The organism is Archangium violaceum (genome assembly GCF_016887565.1).
Taxonomy (GTDB): domain Bacteria; phylum Myxococcota; class Myxococcia; order Myxococcales; family Myxococcaceae; genus Archangium; species Archangium violaceum_B.
The window spans coordinates 4,995,864-5,012,188 of the sequence record NZ_CP069396.1; the positions used below are offsets into that span (position 1 = coordinate 4,995,864).

A 16,325-nucleotide genomic window follows, 5' to 3' on the forward strand; every position below is an offset into this window, starting at 1 on the left:
ATCCGGCGGCGGAGCGCTGAGGGGAGCATCTTCCTCCGCGCCAGCCCCCTTCGGGGCCTACATGCTCTTGCCGTCGACCTGTGTCACCTCGAGCGCGTCGAGCTCGACTCCGTCCAGGCAGCGGACGTTGATGGCGTACATCTGGCGGCCGTCGGGCGCCGTACCCCGGCTGAGCGGACGGATGCCGCAGGCCGGGCAGAACTGGTGATGGATGCGCTTCTTGCCGAACTGGTAATCCCCGAGGGCGTCCGCACCCGTTCGAATCGTGAGCTGGTCCGCCCCCACGAAGGCCAGGAGCGCGCCCGTCTTCGAGCAGAAGGAGCAGTTGCACGAGATGATCTGACCGCCGAGATCCACCTTCGCCTCGAAGCGAACCTTGCCGCAGTGGCACCCACCTTCGTACGTCTTGAGATCGTTCATGCGGCGAGCATTCCCCGAAAGCCCGGCCGCGTATTGTAGAAACGCGTCAGCCCATGCGAGCCCCGAGCGCCAGTCAGAGAGGTGTCCTGAACCCACGTGCGATGGGGACACACTTCCATCTCACGCGCTACCCGCCGTCCGAGGACCTCGCGTTCTTCGTCGAGCGTCACTGGACCGTGCGGTGGGACCTCCGCGACCGGGAACCGTTCCCGCAGGAGGTATTGCCCCATCCGTGCGTGAACCTCGTACTCGAAGCCGGGCGGTCGGCCGTCCACGGTGTGGGGACCCGGAGGTTCTCCACCCTGCTCGAGGGGAGGGGGCAGGTCGTCGGCACCAAGTTCCGGCCCGGAGCGTTCTTCCCGTTCGTGCGCTTCCCCATGTCCGGGCTGACGGATCGAGCCCTGCCACTCCACGAGGTCTTCGGCCCCGCCGGGGCGGACCTCGAGCCAGCGGTCCTCGCCCGCCATGACGAGCACGAGCAGATCGCCCTCGTCGAGGAGTTCCTGCGCCAGCGGTTGCCCCCATGTGACGTGACCGTCGCCACGGTCGTGCGAGTCATCCAGCACGCGCTGGAGCGCCATGAGATCGCCCGGGTCGAGGACCTGAGCGCCCAGGTTGGCCTCTCCGTCCGGACCCTCCAGCGCCTGTTCCGCCAATACGTGGGCGTCAGCCCGAAGTGGGTGCTTCGCCGCTTCCGCCTGCATGAGGCCGCCGACCGCGTCGCCGCGGGCGTGCACGTCGATTGGGCGGCCTTCGCCCAGGAGCTCGGGTACTTCGACCAGGCGCACTTCATCCGCGACTTCAAGGCACAGGTCGGCCGCTCACCGACCGAGTACGCCGCCCTGTGCGCCGCGCACGAGTTTCCTCCCGGCCAGGAGCAGCCTCACCGCGTGCGAGCCAGGGTGTCCGGCGTGCTCGGACCCGGCTGATGATCGTGCCTCGTGGTGTCACTCCGTCTTTTCAGCTCCGCGAGCGCTGAGCGTCCCGGGCCATTGCACGCGAGCACGTCCACGATGGCGGCGGCGGGGATGGCGCGCGCGAGCAACACCCCATTGGGTGCGCGGAAGATGCGCAGCCCCGAGGCCCGCAGGCGCGCGGGGGAGATGACCAGCAGCACGTCCACGCCGGCGCGCTTGCCCACCTTCGAGTCCACCGTGGCAGCCAGGTGGACATGGGTGCGCGCCGCGGAATGGACGCCCTCCCCGGAGAGGATGGCGTGCGCGGCGGCCACGGACGTGCCGTGGTAGAGGGGCGCGTCTCCGGGCACCTCGTCCCAGCTGCGCTCCAGCCCGTCGAGCGTCACGGGGGTTCCCTCCGGGGAGTGGCCCTGCACGGCACGCACCTGCTTGCCCCGCACCTCGAAGCGTGACTTGTTGTTCTCCGCGACCACCTCGTCGAGCTCCTCGCGAGACAGCCCCGTCATCCGCAGCACCTCGCCGATGTGGGCAAAGCCCGCGGAGTCCATGGCGAGGCCCATCTCCCGGGCGCCATGGCGCAACAACCATGAGAGCTTCTTCGATTTCCTGGCGAGTGCCTGGAGTTCCCCCTCCGGGCGGCGTGAGCTGGCCATGACCGTTCTTCCTTTCTTTCGCGAGGAACATTAGCCGACACCATCGCCGCCCACGAATCGGGACTTCCTTCCAGCTATCGAAGAAGCGGATAGTTCCACTCATGGAAACGGATGGGCTTCGCGCCCTGGTGGCGTTCGCGGAGGCTGGCTGCAACCTGACGCTCGCGGGGCGAGCTATCGGGCTTTCCCAGCCAGCGGTGCATGCGCGGCTGCAAGGGGTTGCGCGGGCGCTGGAGACCTCCCTCTACGAGCGGCGGGGCCGACGCCTCCAGCTCACCCCGGATGGAGCGCGCGTACTCGCCTGGGCGCGTGACGTCCTCGAGCGTGAGCGCGTCCTGCGCGTGGAGCTCCGACAGGGAAACGCGGAGGAGCGGGTGGTGCTGGCCTGCGGAGAGGGGGCCCTGGTGCATGTGGTGGCCGAGCGCATCGCTTCGTTCCTTCGCGAGCGGACCGGAGTGCTCTCCTTCCTCGTGCTGGATGGCCCCGCCGCGGTCGCCGCCGTGGAGCGTGGCTCGGCGCACCTGGCGGTGGTGGCCGGGCCCGCGTCCAGTCCCCCGGGGCTGCGCTCGCAGCCGCTCGTCACCGCCACGATGCTGGCCGTGGCTTCCCGGCAGCACCCGCTGGCTCGGGCGGGTCGAGAGGTGGAGGTGGGGGCCCTGCTCGAGCACCGGCTCCTGGTGCCTCCACTCGGCCGAGCCCTGCGCGCCACCCTGGAGGATGCCGCCGCGGCCCATGGACGGACCCTCGAGGTCGCCGCGGAGGTGACTGGCTGGGAGGCGGTCCGCCGGCTCGCGGCATTGGGGGTGGGGGTGGGGGTGATCAACGACGTGGTGGACACCCCGGATCTCGCACGCCTATCCGTGCGCGGCCTTCCCCCGGTGACCTACCGGTTGCTGATGCGGCGGGGACGTGGCACTCGGCTCGCGGAGGAGGTGGTGCGGGTCCTGACCCGCGAGCGGTAAGGATGGCTGCGTGACAGTCGCTCCAGCGCCGCTCCCGCGTTACGCAACGTGCCGGGCTGTCCCGTTCGAGTTCTTTGTTTGGCACCTTTGATGGCTTTGCCACGTCCTGGCGTGTGGCCTTCATGATGGACATTCCGATCATTTCCCGTCCAAGCTGTCCGGCCCCTCACACCAACGACAGTTCAAGAAAATTCGAGAAGGGACGCCATGTCACGCCCTGAGTTCAGGTCGCTCCCCCTGGTCCTGCTGTTACTCTCCTCCGTGCTGATCCACCCCCTGATCGGCTGCAAGCCACCAGCCCCGGATGAGTCAACGCCGGATGCGTCAATGCCGGATCCGGATGCGTCGACACCGGATGCGTCGACACCGGATGCATCGACGCCAGATGCGTCGACACCGGATGCATCGACGCCAGATGCGTCGACACCGGATGCGTCGATACCGGATGAAGTGCACGGTCTCAAGGGCGAGTACTTCCGTATGTCGGCGCCCGGCGCCCGTGATTTCGCCCAGCTCGGCGCGGTCGCACTGGATCCGAACATCAACTTCTCTGGCCTGGCGTCCATGTTCGAGACGCTGACCGGCCGCACCGAGCACACTACGGCCCGGTGGACCGGCCGGATCACCGCGCCGGAGACCGGCGACTACACTTTCTTCGCGATTGGCGACAATGGCTTCCGGCTGTTCATCGACGGCGCACCGGTGATCGACCACTGGGTCGGCGATTGGGATGTCGAGCAGCGCAGCGCGCCGGTGCACCTCGTCGCGGGCGAGGCACACGACTTCCGGCTGGAGATGTTCCAGGACGTCGGCGGCGCGAACATGTTCCTGCGGTGGTCGAGCGCCACCATCGGCAAGCAGATCGTGCCGACCACGGCGTTCACTCCGCCGGTCGGCTTCGAGATCTTCCCGGTCGACATCACCGTCGGCGAGGACGGCCGTCGGCTGACGCTCGACTTCGCCGATCCGGTCACCGCGCTCGGCGACCCGGTGCCGCACCTGACGGTGGAGGCCGACACCACCCCGATGCCGCTGGCCTCGGCCACCGTCGCCGCCAACGACTCGTCCATCGTGGTGGTCACCCTCGCCGAGCCGGTCCAGCGTGGCCAGCGCGTCCGTGTCGCCTACGACGGCGACGGCGACCTGGCCGTGGAGGGTGAGGCAGTGCCGCAGCTCATCCGCGAAGCCATCAACGAGTCGACCCACCGGCTGCGCACCGAGTGGGGCGACCAGCTCGACCCGGCCAACCCGCTGCCCGAGTACCCGCGGCCGCAACAGGTCCGCGCCCAGTGGCTCAACCTCAACGGCCCGTGGGAGTTCTCCGGTGCGGCCGCGGGCGAGCAGCCGGTGTTCGGCCGGACGCTGCCGGAACACATCATCGTGCCGTTCCCGGTGGAGTCCCAGCTCTCCGGGCTGGAGCGCCACGAGGACCACATGTTCTACCGCAAGCTCGTCACCGTGCCCGAGTCCTGGCGGATCGGCGCCGGGCAGCGGCTCCGGCTGAACTTCGGCGCCGTGGACCACCACGCGCGGGTGTGGGTCAACGGCAAGCTGGTCGCCGAGCACACCGGCGGCTACACCGCATTCACCGCCGACATCACCGACGCCCTGAGCGGTTCGGGTGAGCAGGAGATCATCGTCGCGGTCACCGATACCACCGGACCCAACCAGCCGGTCGGGAAGCAGTCGCGCAATCCGGGAGGCATCGTCTACACGCAGTCGTCGGGCATCTGGCAGACCGTCTGGCTGGAGCCGGTGCCCGACGTGGCGATCGACGACGTCGTGACCACGCCGGACATCAAAGCAGGCACGCTCGCCGTCGAAGTCCGTTCCGTGTCGGCCTCGTCCGGCGCCAGCGTCACCGCCGTGGCCCGCGACGCCGCCGACCGCGTGGTCGGCACCATCACCGGCCCGGCCAATACCCGGCTCACGTTGCCAGTGCCGCAGCCGCACCTGTGGACGCCGGACGACCCGTACCTCTACAAGCTCGACGTCACCCTCACCGAGGGGCAGAGCACCGACACCGTCGGCAGCTACTTCGGAATGCGCTCGGTGGCGATCCAGGACGTCGGCGGCTTCCCGAAGCTGGTGCTCAACGGCAAGCCGATCTTCTCCCTCGCCATGCTGGACCAGGGGTTCTGGCCCGACGGGCTCTACACCGCGCCCAGCGACGCGGCCCTGCGTTGGGACCTGCAGGTGCAGAAGGATCTCGGGTTCAACGCCGTCCGCAAGCACATCAAGGTGGAGCCAGCGCGCTGGTACTACCACGCCGACCAGATCGGCCTGCTGGTGTGGCAGGACTTCGTCTCCGGCAGCATCACGAACGTGCAGGGACAGCAGGCGTTCCTCACCGAGGGCCTCCGCATGATGGAGCAGTTGCACGACTCACCGGCCGTCGTGGGCTGGGTGGTCTTCAACGAGGGCTGGGGCGAGTGGAACCGGGAGGAGACGGGCCGGATCGCCGAGCAGGTCAAGGCCGCCGACCCCTCGCGGGTGGTCAACGCGCACAGCGGAGTGAACTGCTGCGACTCCAAGGGCGACTCCGGCAAGGGTGACGTCCTCGACCACCACGACTACAACAACACCGACCCCGCCTACCCGGACGCCACGCGCGCGGCGATGGACGGCGAGCACGGCGGGTTCACCCTGCGCACGCCGGGCCACATGTGGCCGGGCGCGCCGACGGTCATCTACAGCGGGGTGGCGGACAAGGCGGCGCTGACCAGGCGGTACGTCGAGAACACCACGACCTTCTACCTGGCCGCCGCCGGGGCGGAGCTGTCCGGTTCGGTCTACACCCAGGTCACCGACCTGGAGAACGAGCTCAACGGCTTCTACACCTACGATCGGCGAGTGCTGAAGGTCGACCTGGGGCCGGTGCGTGAGATCAACCTGCGGGTGATCGCCGCGGGCGCCACGGCGGGCGAGGACGCGACGTTCCCCGGCCTCGGGCACTGGCTGCTCGACGAGGGCAGCGGCACGCTGGGCCGCGACACCAACGGGCTCAGCGACATGACGCTGCGCGGGAACGCCGCCTGGACGACAGGGGTCCTCGGGTCGGCGCTGCGCTTCGACGGGAACGGCGACTTCGCCGAAACCGCCGCTCCGGTGCTGGACACCCGCGGCGACCACTCGATCTCCGCGTGGGTGACGCTCGACGCGCTGCCGGGCAACTACGCCACGGCGGTCAGCCAGGACGGCCGCCGCAAGGAGAACCCGTTCTACCTGCAGTACGGGCATGGCGCGTTCGCGTTCAGCGCGCCCGGGGGGTTCCGCGCCACGTACGTCGTGACGCCGGAGCTCGGCCGCTGGTACCACCTCGTCGGCGTCCGGGCCGGCAACGAACTGCGGCTGTACGTCGACGGCCGCAGGGTGGGAGTCATAACGGCGGGCGCCCCGACGGTGAGCACCGGGCCGCTGGCGATCGGGCGTGCGAAGTACGACGGCCGCGACACCGACTTCTGGGCCGGGTCGATCGACGAGGTGCAGGCCTTCGGCCGCGCGCTCGACGACAGCGAAGTGAGCGCCCTGTACTCCGCGGTGCAGCGCTGAACGCATGAGGAGGATGGGGCGCTGTGCCCCTCGGCCTGGGGGGCCCTCGCGCCAGGGCCCCCCTGAGGCTTGCGCCCCTTCTTCCGCTCACCATGGACCGGGCTTGTCCCGACGGCTCAGTCCTGGCGGACGGGCTCGGAGGGAACCCGACCACTGAGGGGCAACTCCAGGGTGAAGCATGCGCCCCGCCCGCGCCCCTCGCTGGCCACGACCAGACTCCCTCCCATCTCACGGGCGGTATTGGCCGCCCAGTGCAGGCCGTAGCCCAGGCTCCCCGGCCGCGTGGTGAATCCGAACTGGAAGATGCGCTGCAGGTCTTCCGCGGCGATCCCCACGCCGTTGTCCCGGACCATGAGGAGGAAGCGCCCCGGTGGGCAGGGGCGTGCCTCGATGCGGATGCGCTTGTCGGCCTGCTGCGCCTCCATCAGGGCCTGCTTCGCGTTGCTGATGAGGTTGACCAGGATGTGCAGCACCTTGTGTCGCTCGAGGGAGGCCACGGGCAGCCGCTCCATGTCGCGCTCGATGAGCACCTGGTGCCGGGACAGGGAGGACTGATGCATGCGCAGCGCGTCTTCCACCAGTGCATCCACGTCCACCTGCTCCACGAGCCGTGGCCCGTGGGCGTACACCTGCTGCACGTGGATCGTCGCGCCGATCTGCTCGAGGTTGGTCTTCATCGACCGCAGTTCCCCGAGCATGTTGTCGGCGTCCGACCGCAACTTGTCGCCCAGCTTGTCGAGGTACTCGGGAAGCATCCGCCCCCGGGAATCCTTCTCGAGGAACCCGGAGAACTCCTCATCCTTGCCCGCCAGCAGACGGGCGCTCTTCTTCAATTGCTCCACGGGAAGGCGAGCGACGTCGCGGGCCAGGCTCTCGGTGGTGACCACGAGCGAGGTGAGGGAGTTGCCGATGTTGTGCAACACCCCGCTGGCGATCTCCGCCATGCCCGCGCGGTGCGCCACCTCGACGAGCTGCTTGTGCGCCGCTTCCAGCGCGCTCGTACGCTCCTGGACGCGCTGCTCCAGGTCTCCATAGAGCGCCGCGTTCTCCAGCGAGAGCGCGATCTGCGAGGCGAGGAGCGTCAGGGTCTGCAGGTGCCTGGAGGTGAAGACGCCCGGGGCCAGGTTGTTCTCGAGGTAGACGACGATCAGCAGCCGGCCCTGGTGGAAGATGGGGAGCGACAGGACGGAGCGCGGAGCATGCCGGTGGACGTAGGGGTCATCGGCCAGGGAGTCGTCGCGCGACAGGTCCTGCAGCACGATGGGCTGCTGCGTCCGGATCGAGCGGCGGATGACCGAGGCGGGCACGTGCTCGGCGTCGGCGGGCGTGTCGCTCGAGTGGCGGCGGGTCTCTCCCGTGAGGGCGGTGTGCTCCATGACCACGGAGAGGTGCTGCCGCTCCTCCCGGAGGAGGACACACCGCTGGGCGCCGGCGTTCTCGCAGAGGATGACCACCACCCTCTCCAGCAACCGCTCCAGGTTCATCTCCGAGAAGAACACCCGTGAGGACTCCAGGACGCTCTGGAGGTCGAGCAGGTCGAGGCCGGTCCGGGTCTCGTCCGGTGCTCGCGCCTCGGGGTCCCCGGCCGGACGCACGGGCAGTCCCTGCTCGCGGTAGCGGGCGGAGAGGTGGCGCAGCATGGCGTGCGCCCCCCAGCGCGAATGGGCCTCATGGGCCTCGTGCAGGTGGGGACGCGCGCGGTGCTCCATTCCCCACTCGAGGAAGAAACGCGCGGTCAGCTCGTGGGCGAGGGCCTCGTCATGAGGATGCTCGTGCTCCCGGGCGAGCGCGATGGCCCGGTCGTAGTGCTCGAGCGCCTCGGCACGTGCGCCTCGCACCCGGCAGCGCTCGGCCTCCACGAGATGGTACGGGTGGAGGAAGTTCATGGGCGCCGACCGGGCCCAGCGCTCCATCCGCCGTTGGTTCGCGGCGATCCGCTCCAGCGTCGTGCTCCGCTCCTCCTCACCGAGCTCGGGCAGGAGGGCGAGCCGCGCCAGGGAGTCGAAGAAGTAGTAGCGGGGGACGAGGAACTGGGCCGCCACCGCCGGCAGGTACTTCTCCGCCGCGTCGGCGCACTCCACCGCCAGCCGGTACTGCCCGAAGAGGTAGGCCAGCATCAGCTTGTTGACGTACGCGATGCAGCTGGCGGTGCCATCGTCGTCCGCCACGTAGCGCGGGAGCAGCTCGTCTTCGTTCCAGGCCCGCCCCACCAGGCGCCAGGGGGTCTCCCCCTCACCCGAGAGATTCAGCACGGCCTGCTGGTACACCGCATACTGCCTGAGGGTCACTCGACGGTGGTGGTGCTCGAGGACCTTCCGGTACTCGTCCATCTCCTCGACGAGAGGGCCGAGCGGCCGCCCCAGGAGGAACGAGTGGTGGCAGTAGAAGTCCGCCGACCAACCCATGAACTCGAGGTCTCCCGTCTCGAGCCCGCTGGCGTACGCGTCCAGCAGTGGCTTCAGGCTCTCCCGCACGTGGCGCTTCCAATGGAGCGTCTTGACGTTGACCACGTAGAGGGTCTTCGCGCGTGGCTCCCGGACGTTGAAGCGCTCGAGGATCTTCAGCGCCAGTTGACCGGACTGGAATCCCTTGTCGAGCTCGTCGAACATCCCGCAGAGGACGAGCCCGTACATCGCGAAGGTGGAGGCGGAGATGGGCGCCACGCCATGCCGCGCGGTCAGCACGATCGTCCGGAAGATGAGCAGTTGCAGCAGCGCGGGCTTCGTCTGGTAGGCGGGCGGCGCCAGCAGGGTCAGGATTCGAATCTCCGCGAGACACCTGGCATCCGTCATCTCCGGCAGGGAGATGAGCTGCTCCAGGGAGCCGTCACCCACCGCGGCCCGGACCTCCTCGCGCCCCCGTTCGATGTCCTCGGACCGGGGAGCCGCGGGGAACTCCACTCCCAGGTCCCTCAGCACGTGGAGTCCGGTCTCGAGCGCGAAGGCGAGCCGCTCCTGGGCGATGGCCGTCTGGATGCGGATTTCGTAGGCCCGCACCCGCTCCAGCACCGTGCGCGCCTGGGACAGCACCGCGTCCACCAGCTCCTCCTGCCGTGCGAAACGCTTGCTGAGCCATGCCGCGCTCGCCGCCTCCTCGTGGAGGGCGAGCGTCAGCTCGTAGTGGGTCCGCCAGCTCGCCGGTTCCAGGAGCGTCAGACCCATCTCCAGGTACTCCCGGGCCACCTCATACGCGTTGGACGCCAGCGCCTTCCTGCCAGCCCGCAGATTCGCCTGTGCGAGCTCGTGGCGCTCCTCCACCTCCACCAGGAGCCCCCTGGCGACATTCAGGTGGTTCACGATGTCGAACAGGTGCTCCTCCCGTTCCCGCACCGAGGCCGTTTCGAGCAGGCGCCTGCCTATCTCGAGGTGGGTCCGCTGCCTGTCCGACTCCGGGATGAGCGAGTGGGCCGCCTGCTGGACACGGTCGTGCAGGAACCGGTAGCGCGCCGACAGGGGCTCCATGCCAGCCGCATCCAAGCCCGCGAGGTCCTGATAGAACTTGTAGACTTCCGAGGTGGGGAGGATCAGCCCCTCCTGCAGCGCGCACCACAGCGCCGCCGCCGTCTCCGCCTCCGGGCACCCGTACACCCGTGAGAGCGTCGCCAGCTCGAACCGGTTGCCGATGCACGCGGCGAGCTCGAGCACCTTCCGGGTCTCCTCGGGCAGACGCTGGAGCTGACCGGCCATGAACTCCACCACGTCCGAGGACAGCGACTGGGCCCGCACCTGCGCCAGATCGCACTGCCACATGTGCGCCGAGGCGTCGTAGCTCACGAGGCCCCGCTGAAAGAGGCTCTTCAGGTACTGGGAGGTGAAGAAGGGATTGCCTCCGGTTTTCTGGTAGACGAGCCCGGTCAGGGGCCGGGCCCGCTCCGGCGGACACGAGAGCGTCTCCGCCACGAGCTCGTTCACCACGTGCTCCGGGAGCGGCGCCAACGTCATCGGGTGGACCCTCACTCCCGCGTTGCGTATCTCCTCCAGGGTCAGCATGAGGGGATGGGCCGGGGTCACCTCGTTGTCCCGGTACGCGCCAATCAACAGCAACCGGGCGGAGCCCAGCTCCGTGGCCAGCAGGTGCAGCATCTTCAGCGAGGCCGAGTCCGCCCATTGCAAGTCATCGAGGAAGATGACGAGCGGATGCTCCTGCGTCGCGAACGCGCGGAGGAGCCGGGTGAAGAGCAGGTTGAAGCGCTGCTGCGCGGCGGCGGGCGCGAGCTCCGTCACCTCGGGCTGGGGTCCAATGAGGCCCTCGAGCTCCGGCAGCACGTCGACCAGTACCCGGCCCTCCCCGCCCAGGGCCACCTGGAGCCGCTGCCTCCAGGTCTCGAGCCGCTCGCCGCTCTCCACCTGGAGTTGCCGCACCAGGGAGGAGAGCGCCTGCACCAGGGCCGAGTACGGGATGCTCCGCCCGAGCTGATCGAACTTGCCCGAGACGAAGAATCCCTTGGCGCGGACGACGGGCCTGTGGATTTCGTTGACCACGGTCGTCTTGCCGATGCCCGAGAAGCCCGCCACCATCAGCAGCTCCATTCCCCCCTGGCACACCCGCTCGAATGCGTTGAGCAGCGTGCGGCTCTCCTCCTGGCGGCCGTAGAGCTTCTCCGGAAGGTGGAACCGGTCGGAGACGTCCCGTCGTGCCAGCTCGAACGAGGGGATTGGCTTCTGCTCCAGCAGGGCCTCGAGACACGTGCGGAGATCATGCCGGAGCCCGTGCGCGCTCGCATAACGAGCCTCGGCGGCCTTGGCCATCAACTTGAGCACGATGCGCTCGACCATCTCGGGGATGGCGGGATTGAGCTCGCGCGGCGGACGTGGTGGACGCGCGATGTGGCAATGGGCGAGCTCCAGCGGATCCGTGGTCTGGAAGGGGAGACGGTCCGTGAGGAGCTCGTAGAGCGTCACGCCGAGCGAATAGAAGTCGGTGCGGTAATCGATGCCACGGTTCATCCGCCCGGTCTGCTCGGGAGACATGTAGGCCAGGGTTCCCTCGAGCAGCTCCAGGTTCTTGAGCGTCTGGGTCTCCCGTGGCAGCCGCGAGGCGATGCTGAAGTTCATCAGCTGGATGTCGCGCGTCTCGGGGTGGATGAGGATGTTGGAGGGCTTGAGATCCTTGTGGATGACCCGTTGCTGGTAGAGCCCCTCCAGCGTCTCGGCCAGTGAGATGCCGAGCTCGAGCACCTGAGACACGGAGAGTGGGTGGGCGGCGCGGTAGTCGTTCAGCGGAACATGTCCGCGATCCTCCATGATGATGGCGAAGCCATTGTGGCAGCGCTCGAAGGCCAGTGGCGGGGCGACGCCCTGGAGCCGGAGTTCGCGGGTGATGGTGTAGTGGTTGCGGAGCTGAAGCAGCTCGGTGAAAGAGGGCCGCTCCGTGCACGGGAGCTGGATGATGACGGGGGCCTCGTCTCGCGTCCGGTGTCCCCGATAGAGGAGCAACCGGGTCCCCGCCTGAAGCAGTGCGCCCACCTGGTATCCGGGAAGGGTGGGGACGAGCGTCAGGGGAGTTGCGGCAGAGAACGGAGACTGCGTCATGATGGAATTCTCTATTGAATGTCCTCGGTGCAGCCATCCGATTCGTGATTCCCTGGATGTCGGCCATACACCCGGCACCTCGGTCCTCTGCTCGTCATGAAGAGCCAAGTCTCGTAGAGAGGGCACCTTCACGGAGAGACAGGTTGCGTGGCGGCGCCTCAGCCCGTGCCAGGCCGCCTACCGTTCCGCTCAGACCCCGTCCGTCGCCACCGCCACGGCCGCCGGGATCGTCTCCCGCATCAACTCCACGAAAGTGCGCAGCCTCGCCGGATGGAACCGCGCATACGGATAGAGCAGGTACATCGGCAAGGGCGCGGCCCGCCAGTGCGGCACCAGGTGCAGGAGCCGACCCCTCATGATGTCTTCTTGGAGCACCCAGGACGAGGCCACGCAGACGCCGAGGCCGTTCACCGCGGCACTGCGGATGGCGTAGAGGCTGTCCGTGCTCAGGCGCGGGTGGAAGACGATGGGCTGGACCTCGCCGGTGGCCACGTGGGTCAGCGATACCTCTTTGCGATAGAACGTGCGCAGCGACAGCCAGGGCAGCCGTGCGAGCTCGTCGGGATGGGTCGGCATGGGCAACCCAGCCAGCACTGAGGGGGCGGCCACGACGATGCGCGGCACCTCGGCCACGCGGATCGCCACCACGTTGGGGTCATGCACTTCGCCGACGTGGATCGCGCAGTCGATGCCATCCGCGATGAAATCCGCCGCCCGGTCGTACAGCAGCCATTCGACCGATACCCGCGTGTGACGATTCAGGAATTCCGTCAGCGGCCCCACCAGCAGCTGTTGCCCGAACGCGTGGGGCACCACGACGCGCAGCGTGCCCTCCGGTTCGTCGCCCGTGCCGCGCAGGTCGGCCTCGAACATTTCCCAGCTGGCCAGCAGCTCCTTCGCGCGTTCATAGCAACGTGCGCCGTCTTCGGTGAGCTTCATGGCATGGGTGGAGCGCTGGAGCAGCCGCAGCCCCAGCGAGCGCTCCAGCGCTTGTAGCCGGCGGCTCACCGTCGGCTGCGTGGTGCCCATCTGCGCGGCGGCGGAGGACAGGCTGCCGGCGTCGACGATGCGGATGAAGGTCTGCATCAGCTCGAGCCGGTCGGCGGTGGCCGGCGCGACGGGTTGGGACATCCGTGGTTGGGAGACACGCGACCGGGGCGGCTTTGATGGAGGGGGCATGACGGCTCACTTCCAGCGGCTTTATACGCGGAGCGTATATCCACTGTGCGAGGTACGCTACTACCGATGCCCACCCGTCTGGCGCACAGTTGCCTCGACTCGATCGCCAGGGGTGAACATCATGTCCTTCATTCGTGCCGTACATACAACCGCCGGAAACGGCACCGCGACCGCCAGCCGCGGCGACGGCGAGCCTCTATCGGGTGGCCTGCGCCTGCTGCTGGCCACGGGCGCCGGGCTGTCGGTGGCGTCGATCTACTACAGCCAGCCGATGCTGGGGGTGATCGGGGCCAACATCGGCGCCTCGGACACCGCGGTGGGCTTCGTCCCCATGCTCACCCAGCTGGGATACGCGCTGGGCATCCTGCTGCTGACGCCCCTCGGTGACCGCTTCGACCGGCGCCGCATCATCCTCATCAAGGCCGCCCTCCTGAGCGTGGCGCTGCTGCTGGGCGGCATCGCCCCGGACATCCGCCTGCTGCTGGCGGTGAGCTTCGCCGTCGGCCTGACGGCGACCCTGGCGCAGGACATCGTCCCGGCCGCCGCGACCCTGGCGCCCGAAAGGCATCGCGGCAAGGTGGTTGGCACGGTGATGACCGGCCTGCTGCTCGGCATCCTGCTGTCTCGCGTCGTCAGCGGCGTGGTCGCCGAGCACTTCGGCTGGCGCGCCATGTACATGATCGCCGCCGCCAGCGTGGCCCTGATCGGCGTGGTGGTCTGGTTCGGCCTGCCCCGCTTTCGCCCGAACAGCACGCTCACGTACGGCGCCCTGCTCGGTTCGCTCTCCAGCCTGTGGCGGAAGCACGGCGCACTGCGCCGGGCCGCGCTGGCGCAGGGCCTGCTCTCGGTCGGCTTCAGCGCGTTCTGGTCGACCCTTGCCGTGATGCTGCATGGCGCGCCGTTTCACCTGGGCAGCGCGGCCGCCGGTGCATTCGGCCTGGCCGGAGCGGCCGGGGCGCTGGGCGCGCCGGTGGCGGGCCGCATCGCGGATCGCTTCGGCCCCGAGGTGGTCACGCGCCTGGGCGCCGGACTGACCGCCCTCTCGTTCGCCACGATGTTCGCGTCGCCGTGGCTCGAACCGGGCACCCGGTTGTGGCTGATCGCCGCCAGCGCGATCGGCTTCGACCTCGGTGTCCAGATCACGCTCGTGGCGCATCAGACGATTGTCTTCGGCATCGATCCCGCTGCACGCAGCAGGCTCAACGCCGTGCTGTTCGTCGGCACGTTCATCGGAATGTCCATCGGCGCGGCAAGCGGCAGCCTCCTGCTGGCCCGGTGGGGATGGGTGGCGGTGACGCTGCTGGCGACCGCCTCGGCGCTGGCGGCCTTGCTGGTCCGCCTGTTGCCTGGGGCCCGCACGGCCCGCTGATTCACCGCCGCCCCGGGGCGCTCCTGGTGGCCGCGGTGCTGCTCCAGGCGGCGGAAATGAGGGATGAGGGCCGCGAGCTCATCGCCATTCTCAGGGAGAAGGAAGGACTCAAGGCCTTCCTGCTTTGGAGCGGCCCGGCTGCAAATGGACTGCATCTGCAGTGTGACTTCGCGCAGCGTGAAGTCAAAGAGACCATGGCGGCTTCCGCGGAGACTCCCGGGCGAGTCCACAAGACCAATGGATCGGTGATTCATCTCTACAAGCCAGAATCCTCTCGATTCAGTTTCTTCTGGGACAAGTCCAAGTCCAGGTTCAAGGACGTCAGTACCGCGGATTGATGGGATGTGCTCGTCCCACGCTCCACCGCTAGACTGGGGAGCCGGAGGGGACGCATGCCGCAAGGCCCACGTGAGTGGATGGTGGGAGACCACATCTTCCGTTTCGAGCCGCCGGACGTCATTTGGGCGACCTACCATGGCCCTCTCACCCTGGAGCACGCGACCCGCGTCATGGGCATCTTCCAGGAACTGCGCGAGTTTCACCCCCTCATCGTCGTGTCGGTGATGAAGGACGCGGGCCGCCTCGACCCGGAGGCCGGGCGTTACTTTAGCGAGAAGATCCCCTCGGAGTGGTCGCTGGGCACCATCTATATCGGTGCGCGGCTGCTGCACCGGGCGTTGGCCAAGGGCATCGCGCTGGCTGCTCAGCTCACGGGCCACGGCGATGGGCGCGGGGCGGAGAGGCTTCTTTTCGTCTCCACGTTCGAGCAGGCCCACGAGGCCATCGCCCAGTTGCGCGCGCGGCGCCGGAAGGCGTGAAGCCCGGAATCATGGGCGCACGCCGTTCATTCCCCCGAGCCATCCCATCACCGCCCGCACCCTGGGCACATGCTGCTTGGAGCGATGGACGACCATCCAGATGTCGCGCGAGGGGAGGCGGTCGTTGAGCTGCGCTCCGATCCGCCGCGGAACAACCTCCACGACATCGTGGAGCCGCGCGGCGAAACCTCGGGGCAGGAGGGCCACACCGAGGCCGGCTTGGACCGCGAGCCCCAGTGACTCGGGGTCTTCGACGAGCAGTCGCGGGGGGCGGGTGGTGAAGGCGCGGTCGGCGTAACGCTGTTCGGGGATGCCGGCGAGCGAGCCCGTCAGGCCCAGCCACGGGACCTCGGGGTGAAGCTCGAGCGAGGAGGCCGCGAAGAACGCATAGGACACCGCGTACACCTTCCGCGCGACGAGCTCGCCACGCTCGGGGCGGAACATCCGGAGCGCCACGTCGGCTTCGCCGGCGGCGAGGCTGCTGACCCGGTTCTCCGCCAGGATGCGCAGGCGCAAGTGAGGAAAGGCCCGGTAGAACTCCGGCAGGCGGGGGGTCAGTTCCCAGCGCACCAGCTCGCCGACGGTGGTCAGGGTGACTTCGCCGTGGAGCTCCGGCGTGTCTTCCAAAGCGGACCGTGCCGCCAGCGCGGCGTCCACCATGGGCTGCACCGCCGCCAGCAACGAGGACCCGCGCTCCGTCAGCCGCGGTGGGGATTCGCGCAGCAGCAACGGGGAACCGGCGCTCTCCTCCAGCCGGGCCAGATGTCTGCTGACGGTCGACTGGCTCACGCCCAGCGCCTTCGACGCGGCGGTCAGGCTACCGAGGCGAGCGACCGCCTCGAACGTGCGCAACAGATCCCACTCCACACGAACCTCCATGCGAAAACGGATGCCCGGCTTCCAAATCTAGCGGTACTCATCCGT

Annotated in this window: 11 protein-coding genes; 6 read left to right on the forward strand and 5 right to left on the reverse strand. The window is 68.6% G+C overall.

The annotated features are described in order from the left end of the window. Positions 1-57: 57 nt before the first annotated feature. A complete protein-coding gene (locus JRI60_RS20540; protein WP_204227547.1) occupies positions 58-420 on the reverse strand; it encodes a GFA family protein in 363 nt (120 codons plus the stop codon). Between the two features lie 101 nt (positions 421-521). Here JRI60_RS20540 and JRI60_RS20545 point away from each other — a divergent pair, with 101 nt between their 5' ends. Beyond that, positions 522-1,349 (forward strand): helix-turn-helix domain-containing protein, encoded by an 828-nt coding sequence (locus JRI60_RS20545; RefSeq protein WP_343213417.1) that lies wholly within the window; start codon positions 522-524, stop codon positions 1,347-1,349. Here JRI60_RS20545 and JRI60_RS20550 read toward each other — a convergent pair. Beyond that, a complete protein-coding gene (locus tag JRI60_RS20550) occupies positions 1,304-1,990 on the reverse strand; it encodes an RNA 2'-phosphotransferase (RefSeq protein WP_239470631.1) in 687 nt (228 codons plus the stop codon). The two genes, JRI60_RS20545 and JRI60_RS20550, sit on opposite strands and share 46 nt — an antisense overlap. 101 nt (positions 1,991-2,091) lie before the next feature. Here JRI60_RS20550 and JRI60_RS20555 point away from each other — a divergent pair, with 101 nt between their 5' ends. Both JRI60_RS20555 and JRI60_RS20560 read left to right on the forward strand, forming a co-directional pair. Continuing rightward, positions 2,092-2,952, forward strand: coding sequence for a LysR family transcriptional regulator (locus JRI60_RS20555; RefSeq protein ID WP_204227549.1), 861 nt, complete (start codon positions 2,092-2,094; stop codon positions 2,950-2,952). A gap of 261 nt (positions 2,953-3,213) precedes the next feature. Continuing rightward, positions 3,214-6,504, forward strand: coding sequence for a LamG-like jellyroll fold domain-containing protein (locus JRI60_RS20560; RefSeq protein ID WP_204227550.1), 3,291 nt, complete (start codon positions 3,214-3,216; stop codon positions 6,502-6,504). 116 nt (positions 6,505-6,620) lie between these two features. On the opposite strand, the gene JRI60_RS20565 is transcribed toward JRI60_RS20560, so the two are convergent. Then, entirely contained in the window at positions 6,621-12,035 is a 5,415-nt protein-coding gene (locus tag JRI60_RS20565) for a trifunctional serine/threonine-protein kinase/ATP-binding protein/sensor histidine kinase (protein ID WP_204227551.1), read from the reverse strand. Between the two features lie 189 nt (positions 12,036-12,224). After that, positions 12,225-13,166, reverse strand: a complete 942-nt coding sequence (locus tag JRI60_RS20570) for a LysR family transcriptional regulator (protein ID WP_239470632.1) — start codon at positions 13,164-13,166, stop codon at positions 12,225-12,227. 169 nt (positions 13,167-13,335) lie between these two features. On the opposite strand from JRI60_RS20570, the gene JRI60_RS20575 reads away from it, so the two are divergent. The 3 genes from JRI60_RS20575 to JRI60_RS20585 are packed head-to-tail and all read left to right on the forward strand — an operon-like array spanning position 13,336 to position 15,401. Then, the gene (locus JRI60_RS20575; RefSeq protein WP_204227552.1) at positions 13,336-14,583 is read left to right on the forward strand and encodes an MFS transporter; all 1,248 of its coding nucleotides are present in this window, start codon (positions 13,336-13,338) and stop codon (positions 14,581-14,583) included. A gap of 26 nt (positions 14,584-14,609) precedes the next feature. Further along, a complete protein-coding gene (locus tag JRI60_RS20580) occupies positions 14,610-14,921 on the forward strand; it encodes a hypothetical protein (protein ID WP_204227553.1) in 312 nt (103 codons plus the stop codon). 54 nt (positions 14,922-14,975) lie between these two features. Beyond that, positions 14,976-15,401, forward strand: a complete 426-nt coding sequence (locus JRI60_RS20585; RefSeq protein WP_204227554.1) for a hypothetical protein — start codon at positions 14,976-14,978, stop codon at positions 15,399-15,401. A 9-nt stretch (positions 15,402-15,410) separates the two neighbouring features. Here the strand turns inward: JRI60_RS20585 and JRI60_RS20590 are convergent, their stop codons facing one another. Then, a complete protein-coding gene (locus JRI60_RS20590; protein ID WP_204227555.1) occupies positions 15,411-16,268 on the reverse strand; it encodes a LysR family transcriptional regulator in 858 nt (285 codons plus the stop codon). Positions 16,269-16,325 lie beyond the last annotated feature (57 nt).